12 protein-coding genes and 1 riboswitch are annotated in these 18160 nt (G+C 74.2%); of the genes, 6 read left to right on the top strand and 6 right to left on the bottom strand.

Going from position 1 to position 18160, the window contains the following annotated elements:
- Together E6R62_RS34105 and E6R62_RS34100 are read left to right on the top strand one after the other, a co-directional pair.
- Positions 1-1136, top strand: a 1136-nt coding sequence (locus tag E6R62_RS34105; RefSeq protein WP_136217361.1) for a glycoside hydrolase family 6 protein, incomplete at its 5' end; no start/stop codon positions are given.
- Between the two features lie 32 nt (positions 1137-1168).
- Positions 1169-2401 carry a GNAT family N-acetyltransferase gene (locus E6R62_RS34100; protein ID WP_136217360.1) on the top strand — a complete coding sequence of 411 codons (1233 nt, stop codon included), beginning with the start codon at positions 1169-1171 and terminating at the stop codon, positions 2399-2401.
- A 48-nt stretch (positions 2402-2449) separates the two neighbouring features.
- On the opposite strand, the gene E6R62_RS34095 is transcribed toward E6R62_RS34100, so the two are convergent.
- Positions 2450-4666, bottom strand: coding sequence for a germacradienol/geosmin synthase (locus E6R62_RS34095; RefSeq protein WP_136217359.1), 2217 nt, complete (start codon positions 4664-4666; stop codon positions 2450-2452).
- Between the two features lie 228 nt (positions 4667-4894).
- A complete protein-coding gene (cobN, locus tag E6R62_RS34090; RefSeq protein ID WP_136217358.1) occupies positions 4895-8506 on the bottom strand; it encodes a cobaltochelatase subunit CobN in 3612 nt (1203 codons plus the stop codon).
- A 32-nt stretch (positions 8507-8538) separates the two neighbouring features.
- A riboswitch (cobalamin riboswitch) is annotated at positions 8539-8696 on the bottom strand.
- A 234-nt stretch (positions 8697-8930) separates the two neighbouring features.
- Here cobN and cobG point away from each other — a divergent pair.
- Genes cobG through E6R62_RS34075 form a run of 3 tightly spaced genes read left to right on the top strand, consistent with a single transcriptional unit; the run spans position 8931 to position 12423 of the window.
- Positions 8931-10265: a precorrin-3B synthase gene (cobG, locus tag E6R62_RS34085; protein ID WP_240802057.1), complete on the top strand. Its 1335-nt coding sequence runs from the start codon at positions 8931-8933 to the stop codon at positions 10263-10265.
- Positions 10262-10909 (top strand): precorrin-8X methylmutase, encoded by a 648-nt coding sequence (locus E6R62_RS34080; protein ID WP_136217356.1) that lies wholly within the window; start codon positions 10262-10264, stop codon positions 10907-10909. Before cobG ends, E6R62_RS34080 begins: the two co-directional genes overlap by 4 nt.
- On the top strand, positions 10906-12423 hold the full coding sequence (locus E6R62_RS34075; protein WP_136217355.1) for a precorrin-2 C(20)-methyltransferase: 1518 nt from the start codon (positions 10906-10908) through the stop codon (positions 12421-12423). The genes E6R62_RS34080 and E6R62_RS34075 overlap by 4 nt, the downstream gene beginning before the upstream one ends.
- A 304-nt stretch (positions 12424-12727) precedes the next feature.
- Here E6R62_RS34075 and E6R62_RS34070 read toward each other — a convergent pair whose 3' ends face one another.
- The 4 genes from E6R62_RS34070 to E6R62_RS34055 form a co-directional block, all read right to left on the bottom strand.
- Positions 12728-13489 carry a cobalt-precorrin-6A reductase gene (locus E6R62_RS34070; protein WP_136217354.1) on the bottom strand — a complete coding sequence of 254 codons (762 nt, stop codon included), beginning with the start codon at positions 13487-13489 and terminating at the stop codon, positions 12728-12730.
- Complete coding sequence (gene cobM / locus E6R62_RS34065; protein ID WP_136217353.1) at positions 13479-14228, bottom strand: precorrin-4 C(11)-methyltransferase; 750 nt, start codon at positions 14226-14228, stop codon at positions 13479-13481. Before cobM ends, E6R62_RS34070 begins: the two co-directional genes overlap by 11 nt.
- Positions 14225-15526, bottom strand: coding sequence for a precorrin-6y C5,15-methyltransferase (decarboxylating) subunit CbiE (gene cbiE, locus E6R62_RS34060; RefSeq protein WP_136217352.1), 1302 nt, complete (start codon positions 15524-15526; stop codon positions 14225-14227). The genes cobM and cbiE overlap by 4 nt, the downstream gene beginning before the upstream one ends.
- A 400-nt stretch (positions 15527-15926) precedes the next feature.
- On the bottom strand, positions 15927-16898 hold the full coding sequence (locus E6R62_RS34055; RefSeq protein WP_168714265.1) for a serine protease: 972 nt from the start codon (positions 16896-16898) through the stop codon (positions 15927-15929).
- A gap of 202 nt (positions 16899-17100) precedes the next feature.
- Here E6R62_RS34055 and E6R62_RS34050 point away from each other — a divergent pair, with 202 nt between their 5' ends.
- Positions 17101-18153: a phosphatidylinositol-specific phospholipase C domain-containing protein gene (locus E6R62_RS34050; RefSeq protein ID WP_136217350.1), complete on the top strand. Its 1053-nt coding sequence runs from the start codon at positions 17101-17103 to the stop codon at positions 18151-18153.
- Positions 18154-18160 lie beyond the last annotated feature (7 nt).

The raw sequence follows: 18160 nt of genomic DNA, 5'->3' as shown, positions 1-18160 counted from the left end.
CGCCGGCGGCCGGGGCACCCGCCGCCGAGCGGGCGCTGTTCGTGCCCGCGGCCAACCCGGCCGCCGCCGCGCAGGCCCGTGAGCTGGCCGCCGCCGGGCGCAGGGCGGAGGCCGAGGCCCTCACCGCGATGGCCACCACCCCGCACGCCGTCTGGCTCGGGGACCAGGCCCCGGCGCGGGCCGAGGCCGAGGCGCGGGAGACCGCGCGCACCGCCGCCCGACGGGGCACGCTGCCCGTCTTCGCGCTGTACAACGTGCCGGGCCGCGACTGCTCCCAGTACTCCGCCGGCGGGGCGGACGGCAGCGCCGCCTACCGCGCCTGGATCGACGCCGTCGCCCGCGGCATCGGCGACCACCGCGCCGTGATCGTCCTGGAACCCGACTCGCTCGCGCTGCTGCCCCACGAGTGCGCGGCGGCGGGAGCCGCCGCGGGCAGTCCCGGGGAGTTCGGCGGCGACCTCGCCCGGGCACGCACCGACGCCCGCTACGCCGAGATCCGGTACGCCGTGGCCACCTTGGAGGCGCGGCCCGGGGCAGACGTCTACCTGGACACCGGACACGCCGGCTGGCACACCGTCGACAGCATCGTGCCCCGGCTGCGCGACGCCGGGATCGACCGCGCCACCGGTTTCGCCGTCAACGTCTCCAACTACCACCCCGACGCGGCGAACTCCTGGTTCGCCACCCTCGTCTCCGCCTGCCTCGCCTACGCCGACAAGGGCGGGAACACCGCCGACTGCCCCGACCAGCGGCGCCCGCGCCGCGAGGCCGAACAGTGGCTCGCCACCCGGCTGACCGACGCCGACCGCGCCCGGATGAAGCACTACGTCACCGACAGCAGCCGCAACGGCCGCGGCGTGTGGAGCCCGCCCGCCGGGAAGTACCGGGACCCGCAGGACTGGTGCAACCCGCCCGGCCGGGGCCTGGGGGCCCGCCCCACGACCGTCACCGGCGACCGGCTGCACGACGCCAAGCTGTGGATCAAGATCCCGGGGGAGTCCGACGGCGCCTGTCTGCGCGGTACGGCGGGGCCGCGCGACCCCGAGCGCGGCGTCCAGGACCCGCCGGCCGGCGTCTGGTTCCCCGAGCAGGCACTGGAACTGGCCAGGTTGGCGAATCCGGCCCTTATGGGGTGAGCGGTCCCCGATGACCGAATAGTCTCCGGATCATGGTGGACATCCACGCGGTACCCGAGGCCGACATCGACCGCGCGCTGGAGCTCGCGTATCTCGCCTTCCACGACCGTCCGGGAAAGGAGGTGCGCGAGCGCCACCACACGCTGCTGACCCGGTGCGGCCGCATCGGCGCCTACGACGGCGACGCGCTCGTCGGCTTCATGGCCGCGCACGACTTCCGGCTCTCGGTGCCCGGGGCGGACCTGCCCTGCCCCGGCCTCACCTTCGTCGCCGTCGCCCCCACCCACCGCCGCCGGGGCGTGCTCAGCGCGCTCATGCGCGAGCAACTGTCCCGGACCGCCGCCGAAGGCGCCCCGATCGCGGCGCTCTGGGCCTCGGAAGCCGCCATTTACGGCCGGTTCGGCTTCGGCAGCGCCACGCAGGGCGTCACCGTCGAGATCGACTCGACGCGCCCGCTCGCCCTGCGCGTCGAACCGGACCGGCGCCCGCTGCGGCTGATCGACCCGGCGCAGGCGCCCGCGGTGATCGGGCCGTACCACGAGGCCGCGCGCGGGACCCGGGCCGGCCGCCCCAGCCGCGACCCGGAGCGCTGGATGGACGGCCGGCTCTGCGAGGAGGACGAGGTGGACGAGGAGTTCAGCCCGCCGAGGATCATCGCCTCGGGCGCCCCCGGCCGACCGGTCGCCGGGTACGTCCTCTACCGCACGAAGCCGGAAGGGGCCGCCGGCCCGCTCCGCACCCCGGGCGTGGTGCGCGTGGACGAACTGGAGGCCGACACCCCGCAGGTCGCCGCCGCCCTCTGGCAGTGCGTCGCCTCCCTCGACCTGACCGGCACGGTGCGGGCCTGGGGCCGCCCGCCGGACGACCCGCTGCTGTCCTTCGCCGCCGACCGGGACCAGGTACGGGTGACCGCGCTGTTCCCCGCTCTGTGGCTGCGCCTGGTCGACGTACGGGCCGCGCTGACCGCCCGGGCGTGGGAGGCGCCGGTGGAAGTGGTGCTGGAGGTCGCCGACATGCTCCTGCCGTCGAACGCCGGACGGTTCCGGCTCAAGGCGGCCCCGCAAGGGGCCACGTACGAACGGGCCCGGGCCGACCCCGATCTGACCCTGGACGTCCGGGAACTGGCCGCGGCCTACTTGGGCGGCACCCGGCTCACCGAGCTGGTCGCCGCCGGGCTGGTACGGGAACACACCGCGGGCGCCGCGGCGGCCCTCGACGCGGCGCTGCGCACACCGCTGCTGCCGCACACGGCCGACGAGTTCTGAGGGCCCGGGGCGGGGGCGGGCGAGCGGACCGCCCCCGCGCCGCGGGGGTCAGGCGGGCAGGGAGATCCGTGCCGCGGACATGCCGAAGGCGGAGTCCCACACCCTGGTGGACAGTCCGTCCGGCAGTCGCCGCAGGTCCTCCGGCCGATAACGACGGACCTTCCGGTGCCAGTTCAAGATGCCCGCGTGCCAGTCCTTGAGTTCGTCGACATAGCCGTCCAGGGCGGCCCGGGCCTCCCGGCTCAGCTTCCAGTCGTCGTAGAGCAGCGGCAGTTGGTGGGCGACGATGTGCTCGAACTCCTCCGTGCGCCGGGTCATCAGGCCGTGGCAGATGTGCAGCGCCTCCGGATAACCGATGTCGAAGAAGTTCCTGGTGACCAGAATATAGTTGTGGATCTCGCCCTCGAACTCCACTTCCTTCTGGTACGAGAAGATGTCGTTGATCAGGCACGCGGCGTCGGCGACGGCGTTCTCCAACGACCGGATGGTGCCCGAGGAGTAGATCTCGCCGGGGATGCCCCGGCCCTGGTGCCCGAGGCGGCACAGGTACATGGTGAGGCGCGAGCCGAAGGTGAGGCGACGCATCTCGGCGTAGTCCACCGGGTCCGGGATGCGGTTTTGGATCTGGTTGTCCACCTCCCACAGCCAGCTCTCCAGCATTTCCACGACGGTGGCGCGGAACTCGGTGCGCTGCCCGGGGGACATGCCGGCGCTGGTTCGCACCCACAGGTCGGCCAGGCCGCGCTCCATGGCGGTGACCGGCTCGGGCTGCCCGGCGTGGTCGACCGGGAGCATGGAGACGAGGCGGGCGGTGGTGGCCTTGGCGGCGGCGAGGTTCTTGCCCTGTGCGAACACCAGCGGGTAGTAGTCGTCGGCGTAGGTGCCCCAGGTCAGCCACGAGGCGTTCAGCGCCAGCGATTCGGGCGTCGCGTCGGGGTCGATGCCGGCCGAGCAGAGGGCGAAGTCGTAGCCGCGCAGCTTCTCCTCGGTCCAGATGGCCGATCCCGGGTCGCCGGGCTGGGGGTCCAGCAGGCCCGTGCGCCGCGCCCAGGCCACGGACTCCTCCCGGGCGTACGCGAGGTGGGGGCTGAGGCCGAGCCGGTGCGGCATGTGGATGTCGGGGATGACGGAGGGGCCGGTGGGTTCGAACGGGACGTGGGTGAAGCTGCGCCGGCGCAGCTCCATCGCCCGGGGTTCCAGGATCGAGCGCACGTCGAGGGCGGTGGCGCCGAGGCCGCTGGGCAGGAACGGCAGGGTGACCGGCGCGGTGGCCCGGGCCTCCTTGTTCATGTAGCGGCCGGAGACCATGTGCCACTCGTGACCGCCGGACTGCCAGTCCTGGAGGCCCTTGGTGTAGGCGAGCACGGCCGCGATCTCGGCGGGGTCCAGGGCGTGGTCGGCGAAGAGTTGGGGGAGTTCACCGAGCGCCGTCTGCTCGAACTGCTGGAGACGGGAGGTGAGGAGGTCGTTGGCGGATTCGGCGGCCTCCTGCGTGCCGCAACCGAGGAAGGTCTCCAACACGAGGATGGCGTTGGACAGTTCCCCCTCGTCACCGACCTCGCGCTCGTAGGAGAAGATGTCGTTCCTGATGTGCACGGCGTCGGAGAAGGCGTCCCGCAGGACGCCGAGCGCCCGCGAGCGCGCGACCCGGGCGGGAACCTCCGCGGACACGTACTCGACCAGACCGGCCGACCAGGGGGCGCCGCCCACCTTGCGGCGCATCTCGATGTATTCGAGCGGGTTCGCCACACGGCCGATGTCGATGTTGGCCAGTTCCCACATCGACTCGTCGAGGAGATTCTTCGTCGACTCGGAGAATCGTTCCCGCCAGTCCATCGACATCGCGGGCACGGTGCGCAGCCACAGGTCCCGCAGCCCCGCCTCGACCGGGTTCGACGGCTCGGGGAACCCGTCGGCCAGGTCCATGGGCATGAAGGCGGCCAGACCGTCGAGGTACGCCTTGGCACCCGCCCGGTCCTGCGAGCGCTTGTACAGCTCCAGGAAGTGGTCGTCGAAGAAGAAGACCCACACGTACCAGTCGGTGACCAGACTCAACGCGTCGCTGTCGCAGTCCGGGTGGGTGTAGGAGCACAGGAGCGCGTAGTCGTGCGAGTCGAGGTCCTTCTCCTCCCAGACGCCGGACCCCTCCAGCATCCCGAAGTCGCGGGCCCACCGCTTGGTGTGGGCTCTCGCGGACTCCAGGTGCGGGTTCAGTCGCGCCGGATAGGGCACGTAGAAATCCGGCAGTCGAAACGGCTGTGTCACGGCGGGTAGGGCCTTTCGTCCGATGGCGGGGGGACCCGTGTGACCGGCTCCCCGCACGAGATCAGCACTGCCCTACCCAGCCCCGCGTCGCCCCAAGGGGCAGTTCACCGCATCAGGTGACGAAGTCGCCGTTCCCCGGCGCGCGGGAGCCGCACGTGCGATGGGGGCACCCCGGGCGCGCCGAAGGCCGCCTCCCCGGGTCGGGGGAGACGGCCTTGGGCGGTGCGGTTATTCGGACTCGGATTCCAGGTTGCCTTCAGTGTCCAGGTAGACCTGGCGGAGGGATTCGAGGATCCGGGGGTCCGGCTTTTCCCACATGCCGCGGGATTCGGCCTCCAGCAGGCGTTCCGCGATGCCGTGAAGGGCCCAGGGGTTGGCCTGTTCGAGGAAGGCGCGGTTCTCCGGGTCCAGGACGTAGGTTTCCGTGAGCTTGTCGTACATCCAGTCGGCGATCACGCCGGTGGTGGCGTCGTAGCCGAAGAGGTAGTCCACCGTGGCCGCCAGTTCGAAGGCGCCCTTGTAGCCGTGGCGGCGCATCGCCTCGATCCACTTGGGGTTCACGACGCGGGCGCGGAAGACGCGCGAGGTCTCTTCGACCAGGGTGCGGGTCTTGACCGTTTCCGGGCGGGTGGAGTCGCCGATGTACGCCTCGGGGGCCGTGCCGCGCAGGGCGCGGACCGTTGCGACCATGCCGCCGTGGTACTGGAAGTAGTCGTCGGAGTCCGCGATGTCGTGCTCGCGGGTGTCGGTGTTCTTCGCGGCGACGGTGATCCGCTTGTAGGCCGTCTCCATCTCGGTGCGGGCCGGGCGGCCCTCCAGGCCGCGGCCGTACGCGTAGCCGCCCCAGACCGTGTAGACCTCCGCGAGGTCGGCGTCGGTGCGCCAGTCGCGGGAGTCGATCAGCTGGAGGATGCCGGCGCCGTAGGTGCCCGGGCGCGAGCCGAAGATACGGGTGGTGGCCTTGCGTTCGTCGCCGTGGACGGCGAGGTCGGCCTGGGCGTGGGCCCGGATGTGGTTCTGGTCGGCCGGTTCGTCCAGGCTCGCCGCCAGCCGTACCGCGTCGTCCAGCAGGCCGATCACGTGCGGGAACGCGTCGCGGAAGAAGCCCGAGATGCGCAGGGTGACGTCGATGCGGGGACGGCCCAGTTCGGCGAGCGGGATCGGTTCGATGCCCGTGACACGGCGGGACGCCTCGTCCCAGACCGGGCGGATGCCCAGCAGCGCGAGGGCCTCCGCCACGTCGTCGCCCGAGGTGCGCATCGCGCTCGTACCCCACAGGGACAGGCCCACGGAGGCGGGCCACTCGCCGTTGTCCGTGCGGTAGCGGGTCAGGAGCGAGTCGGCCAGGGCCTGGCCGGTCTCCCACGCGAGGCGGGAGGGTACCGCCTTCGGGTCCACGGAGTAGAAGTTGCGGCCGGTGGGAAGGACGTTGACCAGGCCGCGGAGCGGGGAGCCGGAGGGGCCCGCCGGGATGAAGCGGCCGTCGAGGGCGGCCACGACGTGGGCGATCTCGTCCGTCGTGCCGGCCAGGCGGGGGACGACCTCACGGGCCGCGAAGGACAGCACGTCCGCCACGGACGCCGGGTGCTCGGAGGCGACCGAAGCCACTGCCGAGGGGTCCCAGTTCGCGTCCTCCATCGCCTGCACCAGGGCGCGGGCCGTCTCCTCCACCGCGTCCGCCGAGGTGCGGGTCGCCGCGGACTCGTCCAGGCCGAGCGCCTCGCGCAAGCCCGGCAGGGCCGTCGTACCGCCCCAGATCTGGCGGGCGCGCAGGATCGCCAGGACCAGGTTGACGCGGGCCTCACCGGTCGGGGCGCCGCCCAGGACGTGGAGGCCGTCGCGGATCTGGGCGTCCTTGACCTCGCACAGCCAGCCGTCGACGTGCAGGAGGAAGTCGTCGAAGCCGTCGTCGTCCGGGCGCTCTTCGAGACCCAGGTCGTGGTCGAGCCTCGCCGCCTGGATCAGCGTCCAGATCTGCGCGCGGATGGCGGGCAGCTTCGCCGGGTCCATGGCACTGATCTGCGCGTACTCGTCCAAGTGCTGTTCGAGGCGGGCGATGTCGCCGTACGACTCCGCGCGCGCCATCGGCGGCACCAGGTGGTCGACCAGCGTGGCGTGCACGCGGCGCTTGGCCTGCGTGCCCTCGCCCGGGTCGTTGACGAGGAAGGGGTAGATCAGGGGGAGGTCGCCCAGGGCGGCGTCCGGGGCGCAGGAGGCGGAGAGGCCGGCGTTCTTGCCGGGCAGCCACTCCAGGTTGCCGTGCTTGCCCAGGTGGATCATCGCGTCCGCGCCGAACCCGCCGTCCTCCGCGCGCGCCTGGATCCAGCGGTACGCGGCCAGGTAGTGGTGCGACGGCGGCAGGTCCGGGTCGTGGTAGATCGCGATCGGGTTCTCGCCGAAGCCGCGCGGCGGCTGGATGAGGATCAGGAGGTTCCCGCGGCGCAGCGCCGCGAGGACGATGTCGCCCTCCGGGTTCGCGGAGCGGTCCACGAACATGTTGCCGGGCGCCTCGCCCCAGTGCTCCTCGACGCTTTCGCGCAGCTCGGCCGGGAGTTCGGCGAACCAGCGCTTGTAGTCGGCGGCGGCGATGCGGACGGGGTTGCGGGCCAGCTGCTCCTCGGTGAGCCAGTCCTGGTCGTGGCCGCCGGCCTCGATCAGGGCGCGGATCAACTCGTCGCCGTCGCCCGAGACCAGGCCCGGGATCTCGTCGGCGGGACCGAAGTCGTAGCCGCCGGCGACGAGGGTGCGCAGCAGCTCCACGGCGCTGGCCGGGGTGTCCAGGCCGACCGCGTTGCCGATGCGGGAGTGCTTGGTCGGGTACGCGGAGAGCACCAGCGCGATCTTCTTGTCGCGGCGTTCGATGTGGCGCAGCCGGGCGTGGCGCACGGCGATGCCGGCGACGCGGGCGGCCCGCTCGGGGTCGGCGACGTAGGCGGGCAGGCCGTCCTCGTCGAGTTCCTTGAAGGAGAACGGGACCGTGATCAGGCGGCCGTCGAACTCCGGGACGGCGACCTGGGTGGCGGCGTCCAGCGGGGACAGGCCCTCGTCATTCTCCTCCCACGCGCTGCGGGAGCCGGTCAGGCACAGGGCCTGGAGGATCGGCACGCCGAGCGCCGCCAGCGCGCCGGCGTCCCAGGACTCGTCGTCGCCGCCCGCCGAGGCGGTCGCGGGCTTGGTGCCGCCGGCCGCGAGGACGGTGGTGACGATGGCGTCCGCCGACTCCAGCTCGCAGAGCAGCTCCGGCTCCGGCGTGCGCAGGGAGGACACGTACAGCGGCGCCGCCTGAGCGCCCTGGGCCTCGATGGCCTCGCACAGGGCGTGCACGAAAGCGGTGTTGCCGCTCATCTGGTGCGCGCGGTAGTACAGCACGGCGATCCGGGGACCGGTGGTACGGGCCGGGGTGCGTTCCAGCGGGCCCCAGGTGGGTGCGGCGGCCGGGGGTTCGAAACCGTGGCCGGTCAGCAGCACGGTGTCGGAGAGGAAGCGGGCCAGCTGGTCCAGGTTGGCGGGGCCGCCGTGGGCGAGGTAGCCGTGCGCTTCGGCGGCGATGCCGATGGGGACGGTCGAGGCCTCCATCAGCTGGGCGTCGGGGGCCTGTTCGCCGGTCAGCACCACGACCGGGCGGTGCTGGTCGGGGGCCAGGAGGAGGTCGAGGCCGTCCTGCCAGGCGCGCAGACCGCCGAGGAGGCGTACGACGACCAGATCGACCCCGTCGAGGAGGGCGGGCAGATCGTCCAGGGGAAGGCGGGAGGGGTTCGCGAACCGGTACGGCACGGGGCCGTCCGCGGCGGCGCGGGCGCTGAGCAGATCGGTGTCGGACGTCGACAGCAACAGGATCATGCGGCGGCAGGCCTTCCTCGGGGTTTCCGCGCCCCGGGCAGTGAGGACAGCGGGAGTTCCTGACTCACCCGGCCGATCGCTCCGCGGGGTTCACAGTGGCGGGACCGCGCCGGAATCGCACCGGGCTTCCTCCCATGTCGCCGTCCTCGGCGATGACGGGCCGTGTGGCCCGCCGGTGGTCATCTTAGGTGGCCGGGGGCGGGGGTGGGTGCCGGGGTATTCGCGGCGGGTGGGTGCGGGGCGTTGCGGGGCATCCGCCGCCGGGCCCCCGCGCCTCGCACGTCGGCGGGGCGGATCGTGCGGCCGGGCCGGATCGGGTGGTGGGGCCGGTGGGTGAGGGCGGGGGTGGCCGGGCCGGATGTGGCCGGTAGTGGTGGTGATCGACACAGCGGGCGGGCGCAGAATCGTGGGTATGCTCGCGGCCATGCCCCAGCCCCCTTCCGCCGCATCGCGGGACGAACCCGTCATACGGGACCGAGGTGACGCCTGCCCGGGCGCACTGCGGTTGCACCGGGCGGACGACGGCTACCTCGCCCGGGTGCGGATACCCGGCGGGATGCTCGGGGCGCACGCGGCACGGATGCTCGCCGACGCGGCGGACCGGCTCGGCGACGGCCACATCGACCTCACCTCGCGGGGCAACGCCCAGTTGCGCGGGCTCGGGGAGGCCTGCGGTGGCGAACTGGCCCGCGTCCTGGCCGACGCGGGGCTCCTGCCCGCCCCCTCCCACGAGCGGGTACGCAACGTCGTCGCCTCCCCGCTGACCGGCCTCGACCGGGGCGGGCTGCCCGACGTGGCGCCCTGGGTCACCGAACTCGACCGGCTGCTCTGCGCGAGCGAGGAGGCGGCCGCCCTGTCCGGGCGGTTCCTGTTCGCCCTCGACGACGGGCGCTGTGACGTGAGTCGCCTCGACGCGGACGTGACCCTGCTCGCACGGGGCCCGGAGCACGCGCTGCTGACGACGGCCGGGGCCCGGGGCGGTCTGCTCCTGGCCGCCGCCGACGCGCCCCGGGCCGCCCTCGTCGCCGCCCGGTACTTCCTCGACGCCGCGCGGGAAGCCGGTACGCGGTCCTGGCGGGTTGCCGAACTGCCCCCCGAACACGCCCTCGATGTGAGCGAGTTGGCGGACCGGCTGACCGACGCCTCGATCCCCGCGACCGCGATCCCCGGGACCTCGATCTCCCCCGCCGCCGACGCGTCCTCGGCCGACACGCCCCCCGGCCCCGCGCCGGAACCCGGCCTGGTCGAAGGGCCCGGGCAGAGCGTCGCGCTCTGCGTGCTCGCGCCATTGGGCCGCCTCACCACCGCCCAGTGGAACCTCCTGGCCGGCCTCACGGGGCGGTTGCGCCTGACGCCCTGGCGCGGGATCGTCGTCCCCGGACTGACCGCCCCCGCCGCGGGGGACGCCCTCGCCGCCCTCGCCGACGCCGGACTGGTCACCGCCCCCGCCGACCCCCGACGGTCCGTCACCGCCTGTACGGGGCAACCGGGATGCGCCCGCTCGCACCGCGACGTGCGCGCCGACGCGCGGGAGGTCACCGCGCGGGCGCCGGGGCCGCTGCCCGTTCACTGGTCGGGATGCGAACGACGCTGCGGGCACCCGCGCGGCACCGCCTGGGTGGACGTGCTCGCGACGCCCGACGGGTACGACCTCCGCGCCCCCGGCCGCGCCCCGCACCAGGGCGTACACCCCTCCGACCTTGCCGCGGCCCTCAGGGACGCACGCCGCACCACCTCCCACGACGCAGCGAAGAAATGAGCGAGTACACAGTGTTCGAGTACGAGAAGGACGGCGCGGCCATCTACCGCCAGTCCTTTGCCACGATCCGCGCCGAGGCGGACCTCTCCGGGCTGCCCGCCTCGGTCGCCCAGGTCGCGGTGCGCATGATCCACGCCTGCGGGATGACCGACCTGCCCCAGGACCTGGGCTACACGCCCGACGTCGTGCTGCGGGCCCGGGCGGCCCTGAACGCCGGCGCCCCGATCCTGTGTGACGTACAGATGGTGGCGAGCGGGGTCACCCGCAAGCGGCTGCCCGCCGGCAACGAGGTCGTCTGCACCCTCTCCGACCCGGCCGTCCCGGCGCTCGCCGCGAAGATGGGCACCACCCGCAGCGCCGCCGCACTGGAAGTCTGGCGCGACCGGGGACTGTTGGAGGGCTCGGTGATCGCCGTCGGCAACGCGCCGACCGCGCTGTTCCGGCTGCTGGAGATGATCGAGGAGGGCGCGCCGCGCCCCGCCGCCGTGATCGGCGTACCGGTGGGCTTCATCGGCGCCGCCGAGTCCAAGGACGCGCTGGCCGCACACCCCTCCGGGCTGGACCACCTGATCGTGCGCGGCCGGCGCGGTGGCAGCGCCATCGCCGCCGCCGCCGTCAACGCGATCGCGAGCGAGGAAGAATGAGCACCACCGAGGCGACCGACGCCACCACCGCCAAGGGCCGGCTCTACGGGGTGGGGCTCGGGCCCGGCGACCCGTCCCTGATGACCCTGCGCGCGGTCGAGGTGATCGCGCAGGCCGATGTCGTCGCGTACCACTCCGCGCGCCACGGCCGTTCCATCGCCCGCTCGATCGCCGCGAAGCACCTGCGCGCCGACCACGTCGAGGAACCGCTGGTCTACCCGGTCACCACCGAGACCACCGACCACCCCGGCGGCTACCAGGGCGCCATGGAGGAGTTCTACGAGGCCTCCGCGGCCCGCCTCGCCGCGCACCTCGACGCCGGCAGGACGGTCGCCGTCCTCGCGGAGGGGGACCCGCTCTTCTACGGCTCCTACATGCACATGCACAAGCGGCTCGCCGACCGCTACGAGGCCGAGGTGATCCCCGGGGTGACGTCGGTGAGCGCCGCCGCCGCGCGCCTGGGCACCCCGCTGGTGGAGGGCGAGGAGGTACTCACCATCCTGCCCGGCACCCTGCCCGAGGAGGAGTTGACGGCCAGGCTCGCCGCAACCGACTCGGCGGTCGTGATGAAGCTCGGCCGCACCTTCCCCGCCGTGCGGCGGGCCATGGAGAGCAGCGGCAGGCTCGCCGAGGCGCGTTACGTCGAGCGCGCCACCATGGCGGGGGAGCGGACCGGTGTCCTCGCCGACACCGACCCGGACAGCGTCCCGTACTTCGCCGTCGCCGTCGTGCCCAGCCGCGTCGGCAACCCGGGCAGCGTGCCGTCGGGGCCGGGCGAGGTCGTGGTCGTCGGCACCGGGCCCGCCGGGCCGCTCTGGCTGACCCCCGAGACGCGGCGGGCGCTCGCGGACGCCGAGGTGCTCGTCGGGTACACGACGTACCTGGACCGGGTGCCGGTGAAGCCGGGCCAGGTCCGGCACGGCTCCGACAACAAGGTGGAGTCCGAGCGCGCCGAGTTCGCCCTCGACCTCGCCCGGCGCGGCAAGCGGGTGGTCGTGGTCTCCGGCGGCGACCCCGGGGTCTTCGCCATGGCCACCGCCGTCCTGGAGGTCGCGGGTCAGGCGCAGTACAAGGACGTGCCCGTACGGGTCCTGCCGGGGGTGACCGCGGCCAACGCGGCCGCCGCGGCGGCGGGGGCCCCGCTGGGCCACGACTACGCCACGATCTCCCTCTCCGACCGGCTCAAGCCGTGGGAGGTCATCGCGGAGCGGCTGCGGTCCGCCGCGCAGGCCGATCTCGTGCTCGCCCTGTACAACCCGGGCTCGCGCAGCCGGACCTGGCAGGTGGCGCAGGCCCGCGAGCTGCTGCTCGAACTGCGCGCACCGGGGACCCCGGTGGTCGTCGCGCGGGACGTGGGCGGCCCGGAGCAGTCCGTCCGGATCGTCACCCTGGGCGAACTGGCGCCGGAGGAAGTGGACATGCGGACGATCCTGCTGATCGGCTCCTCGCAGACCCAGGTCACGGAGCGGGCCGACGGCAGCCGCGTGACCTGGACCCCGCGCCGCTACCCGTGACCGGCCGGCACTGAGACCGTCGGGCCCCGGGCGCGTCGACCGCGAGTCGCCGCGCCCGGGGCCTTCACGCTCCGGGAGCCGGCCGGGGCGCCCACCCGCCGCGCCCGCGCCGCCGCCCGGCGCCGGGACACCCCGCCGCGACACCGAGGTACCCGCCCGCGACGAGGGCCGACAGGCCGAAAGCCCGCGCCCTACCCGCGACGATCAGGGCCGTCGAGCCGCCCGACGGCCTTGCCGCGCACGGCCGACAGTGTCCGGGAAGCGTATGCGGATGCCGTATCGGGACCCCTGCCGCAGGCGAGGATCAGGCCGGGTGGGACGACAGCCACCGCCGGGTCGCCTCCACCGACGCGGCCTCGGGCACGCCCGTCGGCACCGGCGGTCGGCGTACGACGAGCACCGGGATGCCCGCCTCGCGGGCGGCGGTCAGCTTGGGCGCCGTGGCGTCGCCGCCGCTGTCCTTGGTCACCAGTACGTCGATCCGGTGCCGGGCCAGCAGTTCGCGTTCCCCGTCGAGGCGGAACGGGCCCCGGTCCAGGAGCACTTCCAGGCGCGGGGGAGCCGGCGCCGCCGGGGCGTCCACCGAACGCACCAGGAACCAGGGCTCGGTGAGGTGCGCGAAGTGGCGCAGGCCCATCCGGCCGGTCGTCAGGAAGATCCGCCGGGCCGACCCGGGCAGCAGCGCGGCGGCTTCGGGGAGGGAGTCCGCGAAGGTCCAGGCGTCGCCGGGGGCCGCCGTCCAGCCGGGCCGGCGCAGTGCCAGCAGCGCGGCGCCCGTCAGCGCCGCGGCCTCGGCGGCGTTGAAGCTCATCCGCTCCGCGAACGGGTGGGTGGCGTCGACCAGGTGCGTCACGCCCTGCGCGGTGATCCAGTCGGCCAGCCCGGCGGCGCCGCCGAAGCCGCCGATCCGGGTCTCGCCCGGCGGCAGCACCGGCGCGCCGACCCGGCCCGCCAGCGAGGTCGTCACCCGGTAGGGGGCCGGCTGCAGGGCTTCCGCGAGCCGGCGGGCCTCCGTCGTGCCGCCCAGGATCAGGACGTGCCGTACGGGGGAGGGCTCAGCAGGCATGCCGGTCGCGTTCGGCGGAGTACAGGTGGCTGTCGCGGAACTGCTCGGCGCCCAGGGTGCGGCCGACCAGGATCACCGCCGTACGCACCAGGCCCGCCGCCTTCACCTGGTCCGCGATGTCGGCCAGCGTGCCGCGCAGGATCAACTCGTCGGGGCGGCTGGCCATCGCGACCACCGCCGCCGGGCAGTCGGCCCCGTAGTGCGGCAGCAGTTCGGCGACGACCCGCTCCGCGTAGCGGGTGGCCAGGTGCAGGACGAGGAGCGCGCCGCTGCGGCCGAGCGTGGCCAGGTCCTCGCCGGGCGGCATCGGTGTGGCCTGCTGGGCGATCCGGGTCAGGATCACGGTCTGGCCGACGGTCGGGACGGTGAGTTCCCGCTTGAGCGCGGCCGCGGCCGCCGCGAAGGCCGGTACGCCGGGCACGACCTCGTAGGGGATGCCGGCGGCGTCCAGGCGTCGCATCTGCTCGGCGACGGCGGAGAAGACGGAGGGGTCGCCGGAGTGCAGCCGCGCCACGTCCTGACCGGCCGCGTGGGCGCGGACGAACTCGGCGGTGATCTCGTCGAGGTTGAGCCGTGAGGTGTCCACCAGGCGGGCGCCCGGAGGGCATTCGGCCAGCAGTTCCGGCGGGACCAGGCTGCCCGCGTACAGGCAGACGGGGGCGGCCGCGAGGGTCCGGGCACCGCGCACGGTGATCAGGTCGGCGGCGCCGGGGCCGGCTCCGATGAAGTACACGGTCATGTCTGGTCCTTCGTCTCTGTCGCCGGTGCGGGGGATGCCGGCTCCGGTGATCCGGGCTCGGGCCACGGCTTGATCACGGTCCACTGGGTGACGGGCATCGCCTGCCGCCAGCCCGTGAAGCCGCCGACGGGCACGGCGTGCGCGACGGCCAGCTTCACCAGTTCACCGCCGTGCCGACGGTAGCGTTCGGTCAGTACGGCTTCCGACTCCAGGGTGACCGTGTTGACCACCAGCCGGCCGCCGGGCGCCAGCGCCGCCCAGGCCGCGTCCAGCAGGCCGGGCGCGGTCAGGCCGCCGCCGATGAACACCGCGTCGGGCGTGGGCAGTCCGATCAGCGCCGCCGGGGCGGCGCCGGTGACCACCCGCAGGCCGGGCACGCCGAGCGCCGCCGCGTTGCGGGCGATCCGCTCGGCCCGCTCCGGGACCCGTTCCACGGTCACGGCGCGGCAGGAGGGGTGCGTGCGCATCCACTCGATGCCGATCGAACCCGAGCCGCCGCCGATGTCCCACAGCAGTTCGCCGGGGGCCGGGGCGAGCGCGCACAGGGTGGCGGCACGGACGTGGCGCTTGGTGAGCTGGCCGTCGTGTTCGTAGGCGGCGTCGGGCAGGCCGGGGGTGGCGCCGAGCCGCGGCGTGGCCGCCCGGGGGTCGCGACGGCAGTCGACGGCCACCACGTTCAGGGGGTCGCCGGGCGCGTGGTCCCAGCCGTCGGCACGACCCTCGTACGCGTTCTCGTCCTCGGAGCCGAGCTGTTCCAGCACCCGCATCCGGCTGGGCCCGAAGCCCCGTTCCCGCAGGAGGGCGGCGATCTCGCCCGGGGACGCCGCTCCGGCGCTGAGCACCAGCACCCGTCGCCCCTCGTGGAGCGCGGCGGCGATCCGGGCCACCGGGCGGCCGACGACGGTGATCACTTCGGTGTCCTCCACCGGCCAGCCCAGGCGGGCGCAGGCGTACGACACGGAGGAGGGGTGCGGGTGGACCCGTAGGGCGTGCGGGCCCAGTTCCCCCGCGAGGGCGCGGCCGATGCCGTAGAACATGGGGTCCCCGCTGGCCAGCACGGCGATGCGGCGACCGGCGTGCTCGGCCATCAGCTTCGGGACGGCCGGCCGCAGCGGGCTCGGCCAGGCGACGCGTTCGCCGGGGCAGTCCCCGGCCGGCAGCAGGCCCAGTTGTCGGGGGCCGCCGATCAGTACCTCGGCGGTGGCCAGCGCGGAGCGCGCGGCGGCGGTGAGCCCGGCCCAGCCGTCGGCGCCGAGGCCGACGACCGTCACGGGTGCGGGGGGTGCTGCGGAGCTCACTGCGCGGAACCTCGGGGACGGGGGGAAGCGGGTGGACCCGCAGCCTACTGGTCGGTGTGCCCGCTCCCGGGGGCAGGGTGGCACCAGGTGCCGTCCCGGGCCGCCCACCGGTGTCCGATCGCCGCGCTCCCGGGCCCACCCACGGTGTCAGGTCGCGGGCTCCGGTGCGGCTCCCCGCCGGGCGGCCGCGTCCGACCCCGTGCGGCCGGCCGCACGGGCGCCCTCACGTGTACCCGTCCGCCCCCGACGCGCCTCCGGGCGCCCCTGGACGGGCCCTGCTCCGGCGCCGCACCCCGTCGCAGACTCTGCGGCATGGACGACGACGCTACGGACAACCACCCAGCCGCCTGCCGCCGCTCCACCGGACCCCCCGGTCCGCGGGCCGCGTCGACCGCGGCGGTCAGCGACCGCCGGTGGCCCGGGTGTAGAGGGCGTGGACGGAGTCGTCGAACCAACTGCTGTAGGAGGTCGTCTCGTCACCGCCGCCGTCACGGCCGCCGATGACCCCGATGAGTGTGCTGCCGTCGGTCAACACCGGGCCGCCGCTGGTGCCGTTGGGTACGTCCGCGCAGTCCAGCCGTAGCTGCGTGGGCCCTTCCGGGCGCGCGGTGTTGTAGCAGTCCAGCGGCTGCTCGGTGTCGTTCGGGTAGCCGACCAGCCGGGCGGGCAGGGGAAGTTGCGGGCGGAAGCGGATCGTCAGCGCGCCGGTGACGTCCTCCAGCCGCTCACCCGGGTGCCCGGGACGGCGCAACCGCAGGAAGGCGACGTCGTGGTCCGGGTCCGCGCTCCGCGTCCAGCGGGGGTCCACGTCGACGCGGCTGGGCACCCACACGCCGTACGGCGCCTTGCCGTCGCGGTAGCCGGGGACGAAGGCCAGGTTGGTGCGGAAGCCGTCCTGGTACACGCAGTGCGCGGCGGTGGCGATGAGGTCGCCGTCGGGCGAGTGCACCACGCTCGCCGAGCAGTGGTGGTCGGCGTCCCAGTCGTTGCCGGGCGAGAACAGGGCGCCGATAGCGGGCTCGGAGGCGGTCGTCCGGGCCCGCAGCGGCGAGGAGGGCCGCCAGCCGCCGTCCGCCCACCGCACCGGGGCCGGTGATCCGGACGCGTCGGAGCCGGACTCCGTCCGCGCGAAGGCCGCGGCGTCGGTCGGCGGGTCCTCCGCCTCGGACGCGATCCCGTCGAGGACGTCGGCGGCGGTGCGGTCGGCGCGTTCCGGGTCTTGGAGGTAGCTGCCCCGCGCGGGGTCGCCGTCCGCGCGGTGGGAGGCGACGGCGCGCAGTTGCCCCCACACCAGGACGCCGCCGGCGGCCAGGGCGAGGCAGATCCCGAGCAGCACGCCGACCCGTACCGCGCCGTCCCTCACCTTGCCCACGATGTGGCGCTCCCCGCCCCCGACGATCCTCCGACGTCCCGTCCGACGGTCGGGAGCCGGCAGAGGTTCCGACATCCGGTGTGTCGGTCCTCACAATCGGACGGTCGCGCCCCCTCCCGACATCCGGCGTCCTTCCGTACGTCACCGAACTCCCCTACTCTCCAGGCGACTTGAGGGCCGTGGACCGAGGGGAGCCGAAGAGATGAGACTGCGCAACAGGTGGAGGGGCCGGGCCTTGGCCGGTCTGGTCGCGACGGCGCTCGGACTGGGTCTCGCCCTGGGGGCGGCGGCCCCGGCCGGGGCCGAGGGCGGCCCCTCCTACGCCGGAACCACCGGGGTCGGCGTCCACAACGCCTACGAGAAGGCTAAGTACCCGTACTTCGCGGACGCCCTGGACTCCGGCGCCGCGATGCTCGAACTCGACGTGTGGACGAACTTCTTCGGCAGTTCCTGGCGGGTCTCGCACGACAACCCCTTCGGCAACAACAGCAACTGCGAGAACGCCGCCACCGCCGCCCAACTGCGCACCAAGTCCCGCGACCAGAACCTCGCCGGGTGCCTGTCCGACATCCGCAGCTGGCACGACGCGCACCCCGGCCACCGCCCGATCGTGCTCAAGCTGGAGCTCAAGGACGGCTTCGCAGCCAACCTCGGGCGCGGTCCCGCCGATCTCGACGCCCTGCTCACCTCCAAGCTCGGCGACGCCGTCTACCGGCCCGGGCAGCTGGCCGCCGGCTACCCCGACCTGGACACCGCGGCCCGCGCCGGGGCCTGGCCGAGTCGCGCCGCCATGGCCGGCAAGTTCCTCGTCGAGCTCATCCCCGGCACGGTGGAGGAGGGCAACGCGGCGGACACCCTGTGGACCGACCGGGAGTACGCCACGTACCTGCGCTCCCTCGCCTCCTCGGGCAGGCTCGGCAGCGCGGCGGCCTTCCCCGCCGTGCACCGCGCCGAGGCGGGCGATCCGCGGGCCCGTTACGCCGACGCCACGCTGCGCCCCTGGTTCGTGGTCTTCGACGGGGACGCGAGCGCGTACGCGGGAGGCTCGATCGACACCGGTTGGTACGACCGCAACCACTACCTGCTGATCGCCACCGACGCCCAGAACGTGGCCCCGGCCATCGACGGTGTCCATCCGACCGAGACCCAGGCGCTGGACCGTCTCGCGCTGATGGCCGGCCACCACGCCTCGATCGCCTCCGCGGACTGGTACCCGCTGCCCAAGGTGCTGGCCACGGTGGTGCCGCGCGGCTAGCGCGGCC

Origin of the sequence: Streptomyces sp. A1136 (assembly GCF_004795055.1) — a bacterium.
Classification (GTDB): Bacteria; Actinomycetota; Actinomycetes; order Streptomycetales; family Streptomycetaceae; genus Streptomyces.
Note: the sequence above shows the minus strand (reverse complement) of the source record. Positions and strands in the feature narration are given on the sequence as shown.